Annotated in this window: 17 protein-coding genes and 1 riboswitch; of the genes, 3 read left to right on the top strand and 14 right to left on the bottom strand. The window is 61.3% G+C overall.

The window, feature by feature from the left end; translation table 11 throughout:
• Positions 1-31: 31 nt before the first annotated feature.
• The 10 genes from VLY20_10250 to VLY20_10295 form a co-directional block, all read right to left on the bottom strand.
• A complete protein-coding gene (locus VLY20_10250; protein ID HUK57026.1) occupies positions 32-1,612 on the bottom strand; it encodes an NADH-quinone oxidoreductase subunit C in 1,581 nt (526 codons plus the stop codon).
• Between the two features lie 7 nt (positions 1,613-1,619).
• The gene (locus VLY20_10255) at positions 1,620-3,107 is read right to left on the bottom strand and encodes a proton-conducting transporter membrane subunit (protein ID HUK57027.1); all 1,488 of its coding nucleotides are present in this window, start codon (positions 3,105-3,107) and stop codon (positions 1,620-1,622) included.
• A complete protein-coding gene (locus VLY20_10260) occupies positions 3,104-3,817 on the bottom strand; it encodes a hypothetical protein (GenBank protein HUK57028.1) in 714 nt (237 codons plus the stop codon). The genes VLY20_10255 and VLY20_10260 overlap by 4 nt, the downstream gene beginning before the upstream one ends.
• A 13-nt stretch (positions 3,818-3,830) precedes the next feature.
• Entirely contained in the window at positions 3,831-4,781 is a 951-nt protein-coding gene (locus tag VLY20_10265; protein ID HUK57029.1) for an NADH-quinone oxidoreductase subunit H, read from the bottom strand.
• A gap of 109 nt (positions 4,782-4,890) precedes the next feature.
• A riboswitch (Fluoride riboswitch) is annotated at positions 4,891-4,973 on the bottom strand.
• Positions 4,974-5,062: 89 nt separating this feature from the next.
• Positions 5,063-5,770 carry a hypothetical protein gene (locus tag VLY20_10270; GenBank protein ID HUK57030.1) on the bottom strand — a complete coding sequence of 236 codons (708 nt, stop codon included), beginning with the start codon at positions 5,768-5,770 and terminating at the stop codon, positions 5,063-5,065.
• Positions 5,767-5,982 (bottom strand): hypothetical protein, encoded by a 216-nt coding sequence (locus VLY20_10275; protein HUK57031.1) that lies wholly within the window; start codon positions 5,980-5,982, stop codon positions 5,767-5,769. The genes VLY20_10270 and VLY20_10275 overlap by 4 nt, the downstream gene beginning before the upstream one ends.
• Before the next feature lie 173 nt (positions 5,983-6,155).
• Entirely contained in the window at positions 6,156-6,953 is a 798-nt protein-coding gene (lgt, locus tag VLY20_10280; protein ID HUK57032.1) for a prolipoprotein diacylglyceryl transferase, read from the bottom strand.
• Between the two features lies 1 nt (position 6,954).
• Positions 6,955-7,923, bottom strand: a complete 969-nt coding sequence (gene trpS, locus VLY20_10285) for a tryptophan--tRNA ligase (GenBank protein HUK57033.1) — start codon at positions 7,921-7,923, stop codon at positions 6,955-6,957.
• 17 nt (positions 7,924-7,940) lie between these two features.
• Entirely contained in the window at positions 7,941-8,681 is a 741-nt protein-coding gene (locus tag VLY20_10290; GenBank protein HUK57034.1) for a site-2 protease family protein, read from the bottom strand.
• Position 8,682: 1 nt separating this feature from the next.
• On the bottom strand, positions 8,683-10,503 hold the full coding sequence (locus VLY20_10295) for a penicillin-binding protein activator (GenBank protein ID HUK57035.1): 1,821 nt from the start codon (positions 10,501-10,503) through the stop codon (positions 8,683-8,685).
• Positions 10,504-10,949: 446 nt separating this feature from the next.
• Between VLY20_10295 and VLY20_10300 the strand changes: the two genes are divergently transcribed.
• Positions 10,950-12,095 (top strand): pyridoxal-phosphate dependent enzyme, encoded by a 1,146-nt coding sequence (locus VLY20_10300; GenBank protein ID HUK57036.1) that lies wholly within the window; start codon positions 10,950-10,952, stop codon positions 12,093-12,095.
• A 13-nt stretch (positions 12,096-12,108) separates the two neighbouring features.
• The gene (gene xerD, locus VLY20_10305; GenBank protein HUK57037.1) at positions 12,109-12,996 is read left to right on the top strand and encodes a site-specific tyrosine recombinase XerD; all 888 of its coding nucleotides are present in this window, start codon (positions 12,109-12,111) and stop codon (positions 12,994-12,996) included.
• Positions 12,997-13,028: 32 nt separating this feature from the next.
• On the opposite strand, the gene VLY20_10310 is transcribed toward xerD, so the two are convergent.
• The 4 genes from VLY20_10310 to recG form a co-directional block, all read right to left on the bottom strand.
• Entirely contained in the window at positions 13,029-13,556 is a 528-nt protein-coding gene (locus tag VLY20_10310; GenBank protein ID HUK57038.1) for a peptidylprolyl isomerase, read from the bottom strand.
• Complete coding sequence (locus VLY20_10315) at positions 13,553-14,551, bottom strand: Ppx/GppA phosphatase family protein (protein ID HUK57039.1); 999 nt, start codon at positions 14,549-14,551, stop codon at positions 13,553-13,555. The genes VLY20_10310 and VLY20_10315 overlap by 4 nt, the downstream gene beginning before the upstream one ends.
• On the bottom strand, positions 14,523-14,861 hold the full coding sequence (locus VLY20_10320; protein ID HUK57040.1) for a hypothetical protein: 339 nt from the start codon (positions 14,859-14,861) through the stop codon (positions 14,523-14,525). The genes VLY20_10315 and VLY20_10320 overlap by 29 nt, the downstream gene beginning before the upstream one ends.
• 78 nt (positions 14,862-14,939) lie before the next feature.
• Positions 14,940-17,420, bottom strand: coding sequence for an ATP-dependent DNA helicase RecG (gene recG / locus VLY20_10325; protein HUK57041.1), 2,481 nt, complete (start codon positions 17,418-17,420; stop codon positions 14,940-14,942).
• Positions 17,421-17,585: 165 nt separating this feature from the next.
• Between recG and rpmB the strand changes: the two genes are divergently transcribed.
• Entirely contained in the window at positions 17,586-17,777 is a 192-nt protein-coding gene (gene rpmB / locus VLY20_10330) for a 50S ribosomal protein L28 (protein HUK57042.1), read from the top strand.
• Positions 17,778-17,806 lie beyond the last annotated feature (29 nt).

The raw sequence follows: 17,806 nt of genomic DNA on the forward strand, positions 1-17,806 counted from the left end.
GCGTCGCTCACCTCCTGTCGCCTGCGAAGGATCACCGATCGTTCTCGGCCACGGACAGATCGAACGTGGAGAGAATGATCGGAAAGTCTTGAAACGCGAAATTCTCGACGGCCAGGCGGAACCCATGCCAATTCGGAAACGACGGCGGAACGACGCGGTAGCGGGCAACCCGTCCGCTCTCGTCCAGCCGCACCCAATGAAACGCTGCGCCGCGGGGGGCTTCGACCCAGCCCAACGCCGCGCCCGGACAAAGCGTGACCGGCTCGTGAACACCCCCATCCTTCAGCGCCGCGATGGCTTGTTCCATGACGCGCGCCGATTGCCGGGCTTCGGCGAACAAAACGCGCAACCGTGCGTAGCCGTCGCCTTCCTGCTCCCCGGGCACGTCGAAGTCGAACCTTTCGTAGCCGGAATACGGTTGCGCCCGGCGCAGGTCGCGGACGAGTCCCGACGCGCGCGCCACCGGACCGACTAGTCCGAACGCTTTGGCGTCCTTAAACGCGATGACGCCGACTTCCTCCAGCCGGTCGAGAAAACTGCTGGAAACGCGCAACCGCTTTTCCAGTTCGTTTAGTTCCGCCAGGACCTTTTGCGATTGAGCGAGCGCCCTGCGGCAGGCGTCGTTCGTCAGATCGCACAATAACCCGCCCGGCGCGAGCAGACCGAACAGGTAACGATGGCCGGCAAGTTCGCCGGAAATCCGCAACAAATCCTCCTCCAAAATCCCGGCCTGGTTGTTGGCGACGACCAGCGCCGTGGACTCGCAAATCTCCTGGATCGCGCCGGCATGTTGGCGCAAGCGTTCGAGTTCCGCCAGAAACACGCGCAACAGCAACGCGCGCGCCGGAACAGCCGCATTGGTGATGGATTCAACCGCCTGACAGAAGCCCAATCCGTGGGCAAAGGCGGTCGTCGCCGCGAACCGTTCCGCAAGCAGCAGGACATCCCCCACGGTTTTTCCCTCAGCCAGTTTCTCGATGGCGCGCCATTTGTAAAACAGGCGCGGCACGGCGCGGATGACGTCCTCGCCGACGGTTTCGAGCAGGAAATGAACGGACTCGGTCGCACCGGAGTATTTCGGGCCGATCGGCATGACGAACGCGCCCGCTTCCTGAACAACGCGCCGCGGCCGCCAGTCGGCGGCCGGCTTGCGATGAAGCATCGCGGCGCGCGCGTCGAATCGGTGGCGCATCGGCTCAACGTTTTCCTGCCAGGCATCGTTGTGCAGCACGAAATCGCCGAGGCGCGGATGGCCTTCGAAAACCAAACCGAATAAATCCTCGGCTTCGCGCTCATGCCAGTCCGCAGCGTGAACAAATTTAACAATACTGGGGAAAGCCCGCTCGGCCGATGGAGAATTCACCAGCACGTGAACTCGGCCGGCTTCGCGCTCGCCGTAAAAGACATAGCGCAATTGCCACTCGGCCGCGCCTTCTTCGACAATCAGTCCCGCAAAGCTGTAGCCCTGCTCCGAAAACAGCCAACCGCACAGCTCCGCCAGCGCGGCTCGACCGCAGGTGATTTCGCACGCGAACGTCGCCGCGACGAGCCGGCAGCGCGTCATTCCGCGCCAGCGCTGTTCGATTTGTTCCGTCAATCCGGCAAGGTTCATCGGCGCCTCATTTTGTCAATGCGGCTGCGGCCAGCGTCAGCAGGTCATGCAGCGGTTCGGGAACGTAAACGCCGAGCACCAGCACGGGTGCTGCGGCCAGGATCAATGCCAGCCTGCAACTGAACGGCAGCCGGAACTTCTTTGCGTCTTCTCGGTCCGGATGGCCGTTCGCCGGCGCGCCGTTCTCCCGCACCCCGAAGACCATCCGGTTGAGATGCAACAACACACCGAAAAACGCGATGACGATAAAGACGGCGAGCAGGCCGGTTGTCACATAATGCCCCTGCGTCAAGCCCGCTTTGAGAATCGAAAATTCGCTCAGAAAAACCGCCAGCGGCGGCGCGCCGGCGATGGCCAGTCCGCCGAAAATCAAGGCGGCGCCGGCGGCGGGTGAGAGGCGGATCAGGCCGCGCACGGCGGCGATTTCGCGCGTTTCCACGGCCAGCAACGCCGCGCCGGCGGCAAAAAAGCAAAAGGATTTGGCAACCGAATGAGCGACGATCTGCTGCACCGCGCCGTAGCCGGCGGCCGATGCGCCCAAGCCGACCGCCGTTAGAATAATGCCCATGTGTTCCACAGTGGAAAAGGCGAAGAGCCGTTTGTAATCACGCACCCGCAGCAGCAAAAACGCCGCCGTACCGACCGAGATCAGGCCGAGGGTGAGCGCCCACGCTTCCGCATGGGAATCGGGCGCGGCCCGCATGACCGGAAACAGCCGCAGAATCACGTAGAGCACCGCCGTGGTTTCAACGCCCGAAAGCAACGCGCACACCGGTGAAGGCGCCTGGCTGTGCGCATCCGGCAGCCACGTGTGCATCGGGACCAGCCCGGCCTTCGTTCCGAGGCCGATCAGGATCAGCACAAATGCGGTTTTCAGCAATACAGGCGGCATTTGCGGCGCCGCCGTTACGAGTCCGGCCCACGTGTAAGTGTCGCCGCCCGCCGCCTGCATCGCGGCAAAAAGGACGAGGAAGCCGAACAAGGCCATGCCCGCGCCCATGAGCGACAGCACCACGTACTTCCAGGCCGCCTCCAGCGCCGCGTGCGTGTTCTCGAACGAGACGAGCAAGGCCGAACACAGCGTCGTCAGCTCGACCATAATCCAGACCAGCGTCGGCTCCGCCAGGACCGGAACCGCCATCATCGAAAAGATGAAGAGGTTGTAGTTCGCATAATAGAGCCGCAGTTTGCCAGGCGACAGGGACCGGCGCGCCATGTAGCCGAAGGAGTAAATAGCCGCCGTGGCTCCGACCAGCGCAATCAGCAGTAGAATCAGCGCGCTCAGGCCATCCACGGCGATCCATTTCAACAGGCCGACCTGAAGGGCGCTCACGAGGGTGTTGCCGGCCGAGATCCACCACGCCAGCCGAGCCGCCAGAATCAGATTGACCACGGAAGCCACGACCGTCACCCCCGGCGCCCACCGCTTATCGAATGGAATACAAACCAGAGCGGCGGCCACCAACGGAAGCGCCAGAATGAGAATGACGTTCATTTGGCCGGCACCCCTTTCTTTGCGGGATCCGTCGGCGCTTCCCTCAAGCTCGCCAGTTCGCCAACCGCCGTCGTGCCGATGTGCTTCTGAACCGCACGGGTCAGCACGCCCATGATGAAAACGATAATCAGCCCGTCCGCCGCGATGGCGAGTTCGACCAGCAGCGGGAGATCGCGCGAAATGGCGATGCCCGTGAAGAACGCGCCGTTCTCCATGGCCAACAATCCCATGAGCAGCGGTACGGCCTCCCGTCGCACCGTGAGCGTGTAGGCCCCGAGCAACAGTCCCGCGATTCCAATCGGCACATTCGGACCGCGGAATTCCGGAGCGATCGAATTCAACACGGGCGCCCCCAGAAAGTAGGCCAGGATCGCCAGCGCCAGCGCGATGAGCAACGCGGTTGGAATATTCAACGCCTGGTCAATTTCGCGCCGGGTGTAAATTTCCTCCGGAGATGTCCGGCGCAGAAGCCACGGAACGATGAACGGCTTGCTGACCAGGTTTACGAGCGCCACTCCGTAGAGATGCCCCGATTGATGCCGAAGCCCCAGCAGCAAGGCGGAGGCCGCGAGCAGCAGCGACTGAGTGATGAACAGGTTCAAACAACCTTTGACTTGCCGCATCGCCACCATGCCGAACGCTATCAGCAAAAACAATCCGCCCACCAAGGCATTGAGATTTTCCAGCAATTCATTCATCGTACCGTCCATCTTCGCCTTTCGTTCAAGGTAAAAAAACCCGCGCAATCATGGCCGCCACCGACGTGATGAACGCCGCGCCCAAAAATTCGGCGATCCGAAAAAGCCGAAGCTTGGACAACGACGATTCGATGACCACCAGCACGAGCAAAAAACAGAAGATTTTGAACAGCACAAGCGGAACGGCGATGAGCACCGCGCCCAACGATTGCTCGCCGGCCAGACCCCACGGCATGACCAGCACGTTGAGAAAAATGCAGAGCAACACGAACATTTTCATGTAGCCGCCCCATTTCATCAGCGCCATGCCGCGTCCGGAGTATTCCAACGCCTTGGATTCATCAATCATCGCCAGCTCGAAGTGGCCGGTCGGATTGTCCACCGGGATGCGTCCGCCCTCGGCCAGAATCAACATAAGAAACGCCAGCACGAGCAACACGTGGGACGGCTCGAAGAAATTCGCCGGCGGCGTCACCCACTTTTGCTGAACGATGTAAGGTATCGTGGAACCGGCGACAAACGAAACGGTAAAAAAGACGATCATGAAAACCGGTTCGGCCAGAAACCCCACCATCCGCGTGCGGCTGGCGCCCATGGGGCCGTAGGGATTGGCCGTGTCCACCGCCGCGAGCGTGGCGAAGAACCCGCCCAGCGCAAGCACGAAACCGCCACCCAGCATGTCGCCCATGAAGGCAAAGAACAGCGGATAATCCGTCAGCACGGGAATCAGCAGCACGACGAAGATCGGCGCGACGAAAACGATGTAGGGCGTGAAGCGAAATATCCACGAACTGTCTTCCGACACGATTTCGTCCTTGTGAAACAGTTTCCACAAATCCCGGTAAGGTTGAAAAATGCTCGGCCCGCGCTTGGACTGCACCATCTCCTTGAGCCGGCTCAACGTTCCGGAGACCAGCGGCGCGAATGCCACGGCCACGAACACTTGAATCAGGTTGAACAGGACGCGGTTGGACATGATGGGTGCGTTATTCCTTTGCCGTGCTATCTGCGGCGGGTTACAAAAAGCCCCTGCCGTTTGCTGAGGGCAGAGGCTTTCTCAGGACAAAATAAAACCCCTACCTTTTATATTGGTAGGGGTTATCAGTCCACGTATTGCTATTATAGAAGAGTGGGACGGTTAAAGGCGAACCCCATCGCCTATCAAATTGATTTCAAAATATCATATCCTTCCCCGATTGTCAACGGGTGCTTACTCGAAGAAGGCCGGCGTGTCGTCGATCCGTTCGCGGGTTTGACTCACGCGGTGTTTTCTTCGGTCGACCAGGCCGTCGCCCACAGACTCCCCAGCGCCATGACGATCATGTCCAGATAGACATAGAACATGACCGAGCCCATGGGCGGGTTGGTGGTGGACAGAATGCCAAACGGCCGGGGGGCCCAGGACCAGCAGCCGAAGGCCGTTCCGACGAACTCGACGAACAGGACAAAGAGCGGCATGAACATGTAGATCACGCGCTGCTTCATGGCCAAAACGCCCAGAAAATAAAGCAGGCCGAGAAGGACCGTGAAGCTGTCGCGAAAGACGAGGAACACCCCGAGGAAGACAACGGCGTAGAGCGCCGAAAAAAGCTTGATGATTCCGTCGGAGCGCCGGTGAACCTCCGATCGCCACAGGAGCTGGAACCCGCTCCCGACGACGAGCGCGTGGCCGAACGGAACGTAGATCGGAACATACCCGAACTTGTACGTGTAGAGGTCGATTCCCATGCTGAAGAAGACTTCACCCACGGCCGACACGGGAATCGTGATCAACATGATCTTCTTCAGCCGTTCATCCGGCAGGGTCCGGTACATCGCGTAGACATAGAGCGGAACGAGAATGTTGTCCAGAACCTGGCCGTTGAAGCCGTGGGCCAGAACCCATTTCGAATCCAGAAACAGCATGGCCGCGGTGAACGGCACGAAGGCGTAGAAGGACCAGTGGAACGGTCTCGGCCGGATCATTTTTTCTTGAGCCTCGGTTTTAAAATCACCTGAAGAGCCCCGAACGTTTCGATTTCGAACGGCATGCCCTGGGCCGTCAGCGCCTTTTTCGTTTCCTCAAGGTCCCGCGGATTGCCGTACGCAAGCAGCAACCGGCCGCAGCCGTCGCAGGTCGCGACGTCCCGGGGTTTCTTGATGTACCGCTTCATCGATTGAAGGCAGCAGGGGTTCAACGCAGTCATCCTTCATTTAACGGATGCATAAGCGGGTGGCCGGAGGCGGGGCGCCCCGTCCGCCCGCAACGGAGGGTCCCCACCGGGTGGGGATGGCAGGCCCGACCGGAAAGTTCAGCGGAGTGAGGACGGATGGGGCTGCCGAAGGACAGGACCCGCTTATGCGCATGGTCTCATTTCTTTTTTGATTTTCCGGACGGAAGCGCTTTTGGCTCCCAGAGCCTGTTCTTGACGATGTACCCGCCCGCGATGAGAACGAGCACAAGACTCGCCACGTGCGGCGCGCGAAACGGGCCGAGATACAGATCATCGGCGCGGAAGAGGGTCACGATGGACCGGACGACGGAATAGCAGATCAGATAGAGGCAGAAGATGAAACCATCGCCCCAGGGCCGCTTCCGGATGGACCAGAGAAAGGCGAAGGTCGTCACGTTCAGCACCAGCTCGTACAGCATGGTCGGATGGAGCGGGACCGATCCGAACTGCTGTCCGGCGATGCTCCCCGGCGGAAAGACGATGCCCCACGGCATCGTCGTCGGCGTTCCGTGCGCGTCGCCGTTCATAAAGTTTCCGATCCGTCCGAAGGCCTGGCCCAGGATGATGCTCGGCGCGCCGGCGTCGGCCAGTTGCCAGAACGAGACGCGGTGGCGGCGAACGAACCAGATTCCGATCAGCACCCCGCCGATCAGACCGCCGTGAATCGCCAGACCGCCGTGCCAGATCGCGGGGATCTCGGACGGATTTTCTCCATAGTAAGGCCAGTTGAACGCGACGTAATAGATCCGGGCGCCGAGGATCCCGCCCAGAAGGCAGTACATGATCAGGTTCCAGCTGTCGTCGGCCGAGAGCGGGATGCCCTTGCGACGGACCTCCTTGGCCAGCAGCCATCCGCCGACCATCGCCGCGATAAAGTACATCAACCCGTAATAGCGGATCGTGACGGGACCGAACTGGATGAGAATGGGATGCATGTTACAGCTTCATCGCCTCCCGCACTTCTTCCATCGTTTGACGGGCCGCCTGGCCGGCCTTCTTCGAACCTTCGGCCGCGACGGCTTCGACCTTTTTGGGATGCTTCAACCACTTTTCCCGTTCCTTCCAGATCGGGTCGAGCCGTCGGACCATCCGGTCGGCCACCAGCGTTTTGCAGTCGATGCAGCCGATGGAGGCCGTCCGGCATTCCGTGTTCACCCGGTCGATCACGCCGATCTCCGAGAAGATCTTGTGGAAGGAAAAGACGGGACAGACATCCGGGTTGCCCGGGTCGGTCCGCCGGATCCGGGCCGGATCGGTCACCATCGTCCGGAGCTTTTCACGAACGACCGGCTCGGGATCGGAAAGATAGATCGCGTTGTTGTAGCTCTTGCTCATTTTCCGCCCGTCGGTCCCCAGAAGTTTCGGCACCTCCGTGAGCAGGGGCTGCGGTTCGGGAAACACGGGCGCGTAGAGATTGTTGAACCGTCGCGCCAGCTCGCGCGTCAACTCGAGGTGCGGAAGCTGATCCACGCCCACCGGCACCACGTCGGCCTTGTAGATCAGGATATCGGCCGACTGCAGGACGGGATATCCTAAAAAACCATAAGTCGTCAGATCCCGTTCGCGAAGCTCCTCGATCTTTTCCTTGTAGGTGGGGTTCCGCTCCAGCCAGGGCACCGGGGTGATCATCGACAGGAGCAGGTGCAGTACGGCGTGATCCGGCAGACGGGACTGAATGAAGACGGTGCATTTCTCGGGATCGATTCCGGCCGAAAGCCAGTCGATCAGCATTTCCTGAATGTACTCCCGGATTTTACGGGTATCGGCATAATTGGTCGACAGGGCATGCCAGTCGGCCACAAAAAAATAGGCGTCGAACTCGTTCTGGTATTTAATCCAATTGTCCAGGGCCCCCAACAGATTGCCCAGATGCAACCGCCCGCTGGGTTGCATCCCGCTCAGCATGCGCTTCTTCCGCGATTTCACAGTGGGACACCTCCTAGATGGTCGTTCAACCCCAGAATCCACAGCATGATGTTAACGATCAACGGCGAGATGATTTGCGACCAGAACCCGAACGGGTCCAGGAAGACGAGCGCGATGATGATGAAAAACCCGAACGGCTCGATGCTGGCCCAGGCCGCCGACTGCCGGTCGGGAAGCAGTCCGACCAGCACCCGCCCGCCGTCCAGCGGCGGAATGGGGATCATGTTGAAAATCGCCAAAACGACGTTCCACTGCACGCCCTTCAAAAGCATGTACATGACCGGGACCAGCACCATCCCGGAAGGATCGTTCCAGTTGAACGGCCCCCCCCCGAGACGCAGTTGCAGGACGAGACGGGGGTCGATCATCAGGACCAGACGAAACAGAAGACCGCAGGCCACCGCCAGGATCAAATTCGTGGCCGGACCCGCGCCGGCCACCCAGACCATGTCTTCCTTCGGATGGCGGAGGTTCATGAAATTGACCGGCACGGGCTTCGCGTAGCCGAACACGAAGCTGCCCTTCGTGGCGATCAATAAAAAAATCGGAATGACGACCGTTCCGATGGGGTCAATATGCGACAAGGGATTGAGCGTCAGCCGGCCCATCATCCGGGCGGTCGGATCCCCCCGCTTGTTGGCCACCCAGCCGTGGGCCACCTCGTGTAAAATGACGGCCAGAAGGATGGGGATGGCCGAGATCGAAATCTCCTGGATGATATGATCGATGTTCATCATACTAGTTGAGCTGGACGAATTTGCCGTCCTTGGCCTGTATCACGTAAAGCCGTTTGGCCAAATCCCCCTCCGGCGTGTAAGTGATCGGGCCGGTGACGCCCGAATAATTTCGAACCCGGCCGAGGAAGTCCCGCACCGCTTCGCCGGTCGCGGCGCCCTGTTGCATCGCCCGGAGAACCAGGCCGGCCGCGTCGTACGCCTGGGCCGCCAGAAGCGTCGGGTTCTCCTCGTAACGGCTTCGGTAGCGCTCCACAAAGGACTGCACCTGCGGGTCGGTGCTGGCGGGAAAGAACCCGTCCACAAAGATTCCGCCGTCGACAAATTTCCCGCCGAACCTGAAAAGATCCTGGGAGTCCCACCCGTTGGTCCCCAGAAGCGTCACCCCTTCAATATTGTAAAAAGCCAGCTGGGCCGCGATCATTCCGGCCTGATCGTAATCGCCGGGAAGAAAAATGGCGTCGAATCCGGGCCGGTATTCGCGAATTTCGCCCTTCTGCTGCGGCGGGGGGCCCAGGACGCCGTATTTGGTCAGGTCGGTTTCTTTGAGATATTTGATCTGCGGCCCGAAATCGGTGGCCTGCGGATCGTAGGACGCCCGCGCGATGACCTCCCCGCCCAGTTTCGCGATCGCCTCCGAAAAAACCCGCATCATCTCCGTTCCGTATCCGTCCGCGGAATGCAGGATGCAGAAGCGCTTCAGGTGGAGCGAATTGACGGCGTAGGCCGCGATCTCGCCGGCCTGTTGCCGGTTGGTGATGGAGTTTCTCAAAACATATTTCCACGGCTTGGCCCAATCCTCCGACGCCCCGGGCGTCAGCAACGGGATCCGGTAAGCCTCCGCCCGGGGAGCCACGGCCGCCACCTGGCGGCTCAGCATCGGTCCGATGACCGCGCTCACGCGGTAGTCCCGCGCCAGTTCGTCCAGGCCGCTTTGCAGGACCGTCGCATCCCCTTCCGTGTTCTTGACGACGATCCCGACGAATTTTTCAGGAACCGCGGTGGACGGGGGGTCCAACGCCAGCCGGATTCCGTTGAGCACCTCCTGCCCGAACGGCTGCAGCCGGCCCGACAGCGGAAGCAGGACGCCGATCAAATGCTGATGGCTCAGATACAATTGCTTGATGGCCGCGAGCCGGCTCCGGACCTTCGAAACGGCCCGATGCTTGGGGTAGATGAACAAAAAGCGGCGCAGTTCACGCTCGGCCTCAAAATATTCCTTGGACGACTCGTAAAGATCGGCCAGCTTCAAAAGGGCCGCGTCTCCCGGATACCCTTTCGGGAATTGACGGATCAACTCCTTGAGTTCCGACCGGGAGCTCTGGGCCAAAAGCTCCTGCACCCGGTTCTCGACGGCCTGCTTTTCCTCTTCCCGGCTCATCTCCTTTTTCAGCAGTTCATGGACGGCCTGGACGTCATCCTTCTTCTGAAGATAGACGTCCACGATGCGGTCGGTCAACGCCTGCCGGGCGGCGAGGTCCGGACTTAAGCTCCGCTCCCGTTCCAGGATCGGGATGGCGCTGTCGTACTGGCCCAAACCGATATACGCCACGGCCAATTGATCCCGGGCCCGGTCGGCCAGCGGCGAGGCCGGGAACTCGCCGATCAACTTTTGATACTTAAGAACCGCATCGGCATAATTTTGCTGCTGCTGATCGATTTGGGCCAAGCCCATATAGACCTGGTCCTTCAGCGGCGATTGCGGATAGGTCGTGAGTAAAAGTTGATACGTCAGCTGCGCTTGCTCCAGATCACCCGCGGCGGTGGCCGCCGAGGCCTTTTCCAGCAATTCCCGAGCGTCGGCGTCGGGGGACGGCGTCGGCACAATGGCCGGCGCCGGCGATTGTAGCTGTGGTTGTGGTTGTGGTTGTGGTTGAGCTTCAAGTTGCGGCTGCGATTGAGGTTGTGCTTGCGCCCACGCAGACATTGTCAACGACGTCATCGAAACGAGGAGGACGCCAATCATTCCGGCTCCGGCTTTGAAGCTGCCCGCAGCAGGCTGCCGGGAATCTTCGATGCGCAAAGAACAAAACCATGATTGCATGCGGCCCAACCCCGCCCCCCAATGCGGGCATTGCGGCCGATGCGCATTCACGCTCGCGATTTTTGAAATCATCGTCGTCATATTCGCCAGGAATCACTATAAGGGATGCCGGATACCTTGTCAACAGAACGGAACGGGAACGGGTTGTATGGGTTGTATTTCATGAAATAATTAATTATAGTGACGGGAGCATCTCAAATCCTTTCCCCGACAAGGAGCCGCAGCGGATGCCGATCGGATTAAAAGAGATCAAACGCGCCGGACGGACGATTCGATCGTCGGTCGACCCGACCCCGCTGGTTTCGTCGCGCTCGCTGAGCCTGCGGGCCGGGGTTCCCGTTTTTCTGAAGCTTGAAAATCTTCAGAAGACGGGATCGTTCAAGGTCCGGGGGGCGTTCAACCGGATTGCCCTTCTGACGGCCCCCCAGCGACGAAGGGGCGTGGTGGCGGCTTCGGCGGGAAACCACGCCCAAGGCGTCGCCCTCGCCGCCCGAACCCGCGGCATCTCGGCCACGATCGTCATGCCCGAAGGGGCCTCGATCGCCAAACAGGAGGCGAGCCGTTCGTACGGCGCCCGGGTGATCCTTCACGGAGACGACTTTGACTCGGCGATGGATAAAGCCCGGGAGATCGAACGGTCGGAAGGAAGCGTCCTCATTCACGCCTTCGACGACGAGGCGGTGATCGCCGGCCAGGGAACGATCGCGTTGGAGATCTTGAAGGACCGCCCGGACATACGAACCATCCTCGTTCCCGTCGGGGGAGGCGGCCTTGCCGCCGGAGTCGCGACGGCGGTGAAAGCCTTGAAGCCCGGGGTCCGGGTCCTCGGGGTCGCCGCCCCGGCCCGTCCGACCCTGGCGGATGGAATCGCCGTGAAATCCCCCGGAAGGATTACGCGGCCGATCTTGGAGCGGTGCCTGGATCGCATGGTCCGGGTCGCGGAGGACGAAATCGCCGAAGCCGTCCTGCTGCTGATCGAGCACAAGCGGATCATCGCCGAAGGGGCCGGCGCCGTTCCCCTGGCCGCGCTTCTAAACCACGGGGGCCGGCTTCGGGGTCCGGTCTGCCTTATCGTCACCGGCGGGAATATTGACGTCACCCTCCTCGAGCGGATTATCGAGCGGGGTTTGGTCCGGACCGGCCGTCTCCTGCGCCTCTCGGTCGTTCTTCCCGACCGCCCCGGAGCGCTGGCCGGACTCGCCGCCGCCATCGGCGAGGCGGGCGCCAACATCCTGCACATCGTTCACGATCGTCTCTCGTCAGGGCTTCCGATCACCCGGAGCCGGGTCGATCTCTCTCTCGAAACCCGGGGCGCGGAACACAGCCGCTCGATCACGGCCCGTCTGAAACGGAGCGGCTATCCCTTGCGTTGACGGGAGCATCGGCATGCGCGAACGCGTCCAACAGTTCCTTCAATACCTGACGGTCGAGAAGGGGCTCTCGCTCAACACGACCGCGGCCTACGGCGCCGATCTGAACCGGTTTCTGGAGTTTCTCGGGGCCCGGGCGTTGAACCGTCCGGAAGACATCACCCGGCGGGACCTCCTGGATTTTCTGGCCGCCCGAAAACAAAACGGCCTTTCCTCCCGTTCGCTCGCGCGCCAGATCGCGACCCTTCGCAATTTTTACCGCTTTCTCAACCACGAAAAAATACTCCGGACGGACCCCACCCAGAACGTGGAATCCCCCCGCGACTGGAAACGATTGCCGAAGACGATGGCCTTCGAGGAAGTCGAACGGCTGCTCAACCTTCCCAAGGGGTCCACGTCCTCGGCCGTGCGCGACGACGCCATGATCGAATTGATGTACGCCACCGGCCTGCGCGTCTCGGAACTGACCGCGCTGCCCCTCCAGGCCGTCAACACCGAAGTCGGATACATCCTGGCCACGGGCAAGGGCAACAAACAGCGGATCATCCCGATGGGCGAAGTGGCGCTTCAAAAACTCAAGACGTACCTGGCGACGGCTCGGGGAAAACTCGCGAAAGGGCGGGTCTCCGACCGGGTCTTCCTCAACCGCTCCGGGCGCGGTCTCACGCGGCAGGGCTGTTGGAAGATGCTGAAGAACTACGTCCGACGGGCCGGGATCAAGCGTTCCGTTTCGCCCCACATGCTCCGGCACTCCTTCGCGACGCATTTACTGGAACGGGGGGCGGACCTGCGTTCGGTCCAGGCCATGCTGGGCCACGCCGACCTATCCACCACGCAGATCTACACGCAGGTCACGCGTCACCGCTTGAAACAGATTCATCAACAGCTTCACCCGCGGGGATGACACCGCGGGATCCCCTCATCGTCGGGCGGTCGTTACTTGACGGTGACCTTGCGCATCGCATCGCCTTTCCGGATTTTCTGGATCACGTCGAGACTGGCCTTGTCCGTCACCTGACCGAAGACGGTGTACTTGCCGTCCAGAAAGGGTTGCGGAGCGAGGCAGATGTAGAACTGACTGTCGGCGCTGTCGGGATCGCTCGAGCGGGCCATGGCGACGGTCCCGAGAAGATGCGGCGTCTTGTTGAATTCGGCCTTCAGCTTGACCCCCGAACCGCCCGTCCCGTTGCCGTTGGGGTCCCCGCCTTGAATCACGAAACCGGGCTCGACGCGGTGGAAGGTCAGTCCGTTGTAGAATCCCTGCTTGATCAGTTCGGTGATCCGCGCGACGGTTTTCGGCGCCGCATCCGGCAACATTTCGAAGATGATATTTCCCTTGTCCGTCTCAATGGTCACCACCGGTTTACCTCCCTGGGCCCAGGCCGTCTCGATGACGAGCCCCGGACCGCCCGCGCTGAGGGTGAGTGTTCCTATCACGATCGCCATGATCCAATTCCGTTTCATCGGCCGTCCCCTTTCCGTTCGTTTCCCGCCGTGACGTTGCGTTCAAACCAATCGATCAATACCCCTTCTCTCAACCCGTAATCGCTCACCACCACCTCGTTCGCTCCAGCCAGGCGCATCGCGACCCACAGCAAGGCGGCGCCGGCCACGATGAGATCTTCCCGCCCCCGCTCGAGGCCGACCAGGCGCCGGCGTTCTTCCAACGTCATTCCGGCCAGCTTCCGATACCAGCTCTCGACGCGCCCGAACCCCAGGCGCATGTTCTGCACGCGCGCCGGATCGTACGTCGCGAGCCCCAACTCCAGCGCGGCCAGGGTGGTCACGGTCCCGGCCACGCCGATCAAGCGATCTCCGGACCGCCCGCGGAGGACGGGACTCATCGGCCGGAACTTTTCTTCAACGGCCCGGACCAGCCGATCCAGGTCCTCGGCGGACGGAGGGTCGCCGGCGAGATAACGATCCGTCAGCTTGACGACCCCGATATCGAATGTCCTCATTTCCTGAACCCGCCCGGCCGTCACGACGATCCATTCCGTGCTGCCGCCGCCGATGTCCAACACCAGCAGATTCGAATCGTCCGGCTCCAGACCGTACCGCACGCCCAACAGCGTCCGGCGGGCCTCCTCCTCTCCGGAGATCACCTCGATTTCCAGCCCGGTCTCCTTTTTCACCCGGTCGAGAAACAACGGACGGTTGTCGGCCTCGCGAACCGCGCTGGTGGCCACGCCGACGATCCGGTCCACCGGATGATCCGAAATCGCCGCCCGGAACTCGGCGAGCGCCCGGAGCGTTCGGGACATGGCGGACGGAGACAAGCGGCCGCTGTCCACAATCCCTTCCCCCAAGCGGGTGATCCGGCGGTCTTCGAAGATCGGCCGGAGGCGGACCCGGCCCCCGACCGACCGAAGCTCGGCGATCAACAAGCGCAGGGTGTTGCTCCCGATGTCGATGCCGGCGACGACCATGTCACGATCGGGCGTCCCGTTCGCGGTCATCCCGGGTGAAGGCATCCCCTTCCGCGACCAGCGTCTCCCGTTCCGCGCGTTTCGCCTCGATTTCCTGAATCAGATGCAGCCCTTCTTTTTCTTTCAGGACGACCGGACGGCCGGCCTTCAATTGCGTCAAGCCGTGCTGACCCAGCGCCCGATACGCGTCGGCCAGCTGCCGTTCGACCGCCCGGAGCCGGTACCGATGCTTCAAACGGTCGGTTTCCTCCGATGACGCGACGGCCGCCGACCGAAACCCGTTTCGCACCCGCACGATGCCGTTATAGAGATCTTCTTTGACGCGCGACCACGGAAACATGGTTTGGTATCCTATCCAAAGTGCGGGCAAAGATCAAGTGCGGGGGCGGCCGTTCGTCTCCGAACGGATCGCGCGGCCTCAACTCACGGTGAACAGTTCCAACTTCCCCTTCCATTTTCTCGCCAGCGCGGCCTTCAACGCGGCGTCCTCGGGCCGGTTCAACAACGGATCGTCCGAAAGCAGCCTCCGGGCCTCTTCCCGCGCCTCTTCCAAGAGCTTCGCATCCCGCAGAATGTTCGCGACCCGCAACTCCGGAAGGCCGGACTGGCGCGTTCCGAAAAATTCCCCGGGACCCCGGATCGCCAAATCTTCCTCGGCGATCACGAACCCGTCCTGGCTCTGGACCATCGTGTCCAGCCTCCGTTTTCCCTCTTCCGAAACCGGCGCGGCGGCCAGCAGGACGCAATAGGACCGGTGACGGCCGCGGCCCACCCGGCCGCGAAGCTGATGGAGTTGTGAAAGCCCGAACCGCTCGGCATGCTCGATGACCATCACCGTCGCGTTCGGGACGTCGATCCCGACCTCGATCACGGTGGTCGCCACGAGGATCTGGATTTGACCCTTCTTGAACCCCTGCATGATCCTTTCCTTTTCGTCCATCGGCATCCGCCCGTGCAACAGACCGACCGTGAAGGAGGGGAACACCTCGCGCTGCAGATGGTCCGCCATTTTCACGGCCGCCTTGAGGTCCGTTTTCTCCGATTCCTCCACAATGGGATAAACCACGTAGGCCTGACGTCCCTCCGCCGCCTGCTCGGCCACGAGGGCGTAGGCCCGGTCGCGTTTTGATTCGTAATAGAGGCGGGTCTCGATCGGCGACCGGCCCTGCGGCAACTCATCGATCACCGAAAGATCCAGATCCCCGTGGACGGTCAGGGCCAGCGTCCGCGGGATCGGCGTGGCCGTCATGATGAGAACATCCGGGTGGTATCCCTTTTTCTGCAGAAGGGCCCGCTGCATCACGCCGAATTTGTGCTGCTCGTCCACGACGACCAGGCCCAGACGGCCGAAGCGCACGCCTCCCTGGATGACCGCGTGCGTTCCGACGACGAACGCCGGGGTGTCGGAGGCCGCGACCTTCAGATCTTTCGCCGCCGCCCGTTTGGACCGGCCGCCGGTCAGAAGAAGGCAGGGAAGATTGAGCGGCTTCAGCCATTGCCGGAGGGTCAGATAATGTTGCTCCGCGAGGATCTCGGTCGGGACCATGAGGACGGCCTGATGCCCGTTGTCGGCCGCGATCGTCATCGCGGCCAGGGCGACGACCGTTTTACCGCAGCCGACGTCCCCCTGAAGCAGACGGTTCATCGGATGCGGGCGGGCCATATCCCGCTTGATCTCCTCCAAGACGGCCGTCTGGGCCGCGGTGAGCCGGTACGGGAGCCCCGCGAGGAATTTTTTCAGATAAGGTCCGTCGGTTTGAAAAGCGGTTCCCTTGGGCTCCTCCGACGCCTCCCGCCGCTTCAGGCCGAGGCCGAGCTGAAGGAGAAAAAATTCATCAAACGCCAAGCGGCGGTGGGCTTCGCTCCGGCCTTGATTCAACAACTCCAGGGCGGCTCCCTCCGCCGGAAAATGGACCCGGCTCAGGGCTTCCGACAACGGACTCAACGAATGGGTTTGGAGAACGACCGACGGCAGAATTTCAGGGAGTTGCGGGGCATATTCATCCAGAATGGTTTTCATGAGCGAGCGGACCGGACGGCTCGTCAGGCCGCGCGTCTCGTGATAGATCGGCACGATCCGGCCGCTGTGCAGCCCCACCGTCGCGGCGTCCTGCCCGCCGGCAGGCGCGGCGGCGTCCAGGAATTCGTACACGGGGTTCTCGATCTCCAGGACGCGGCCTTGATAGCGGCTCATTTTCACCATCCCGCTGAGCATGAGGCGTTGCCCGTTCTTAAATCGTTTTTGCAAATAGGGCTGATTGAACCACTTGACGCGGATGGAGCCGCTCTCGTCCCCCAGAACCATTTCAAAGATCTGAAATCGGCGGCGGGACGTGATCGTGAGATGCGTCGCCTGAACCACGCCGCAGACGGTCTGGTCTTCCCCCGGAATCACCCGGGCGATCGGCTTGAGGCGGCTGCGGTCCTCGTAACGCCAGGGCAGGAAATAAAGGAAATCTTCCAGCGTCCGAATCCCCAGGCGGGCGAGCCATTCGGCCCGCTTGGGGCCCACTCCTTTCAGGTATTGGATCGGCCGGTCCCATAAAACCGTGTCGTGATGCGACCCGGGCCCACCGACGACCGGAACCGTGTCGGACGTCCAAGAGGCCGCCGGACGCCGGGCAAGGCGATCCAAAAGCTCCTGAGCTTTCCGCAAGCGGCTCTGCCGCGCCGGCTCGGGAAGTCGGTCGTAATCCGCGAAAAGATCCTTGAGTCGGACCAGGGACCGCGCGTCTTCTTCGGAAGGGTTCTGCGCGAGGGCCGCCTGAACCTGTTGCGTCACAAACGCGGCCAATCCCCGGACCTTCATGAGATGGGCGAAGTTTTTTTGAACGGCGTATCGGATGGGCTTCTGAAGACGGTCGAGGACGGCCTCCAGCGATTCACCTTTGCTGATCATAGACAAGAGGGCCGGGGTTCGGCAGGGGCGCATTACAACGCGTCACTGCATGGATGCGGAAAATACCTTGTCACACGCCGGGGATTATGGTAGCATAGCCGGATGGTTTCTGCAACGGGAACGAAAGAGAAACAAGGATAAAAATAAAATGACAAGGAGAACATCGTGGCGTACGTTTGTGCAATCTGCGGCAAAGGAAAGACGATCGGTTTTAAGGTCAGTCATGCCCATAATAAAACAAAGCATCCCTTCTACCCGAATCTCAAGTCCGTCAAGGCCCTCGTGGACAACACGACCCGACGGATCAAAGTCTGCACCCGTTGCATCCGTTCCGGTTGGGTGAAAAAAGCGGTCTGAGGTTCCGAATCCCTCGCGCGGATTCATGG

It is taken from the genome of Nitrospiria bacterium (assembly GCA_035517655.1).
Lineage (GTDB): Bacteria > Nitrospirota > Nitrospiria > JACQBZ01 > JACQBZ01 > JACQBZ01.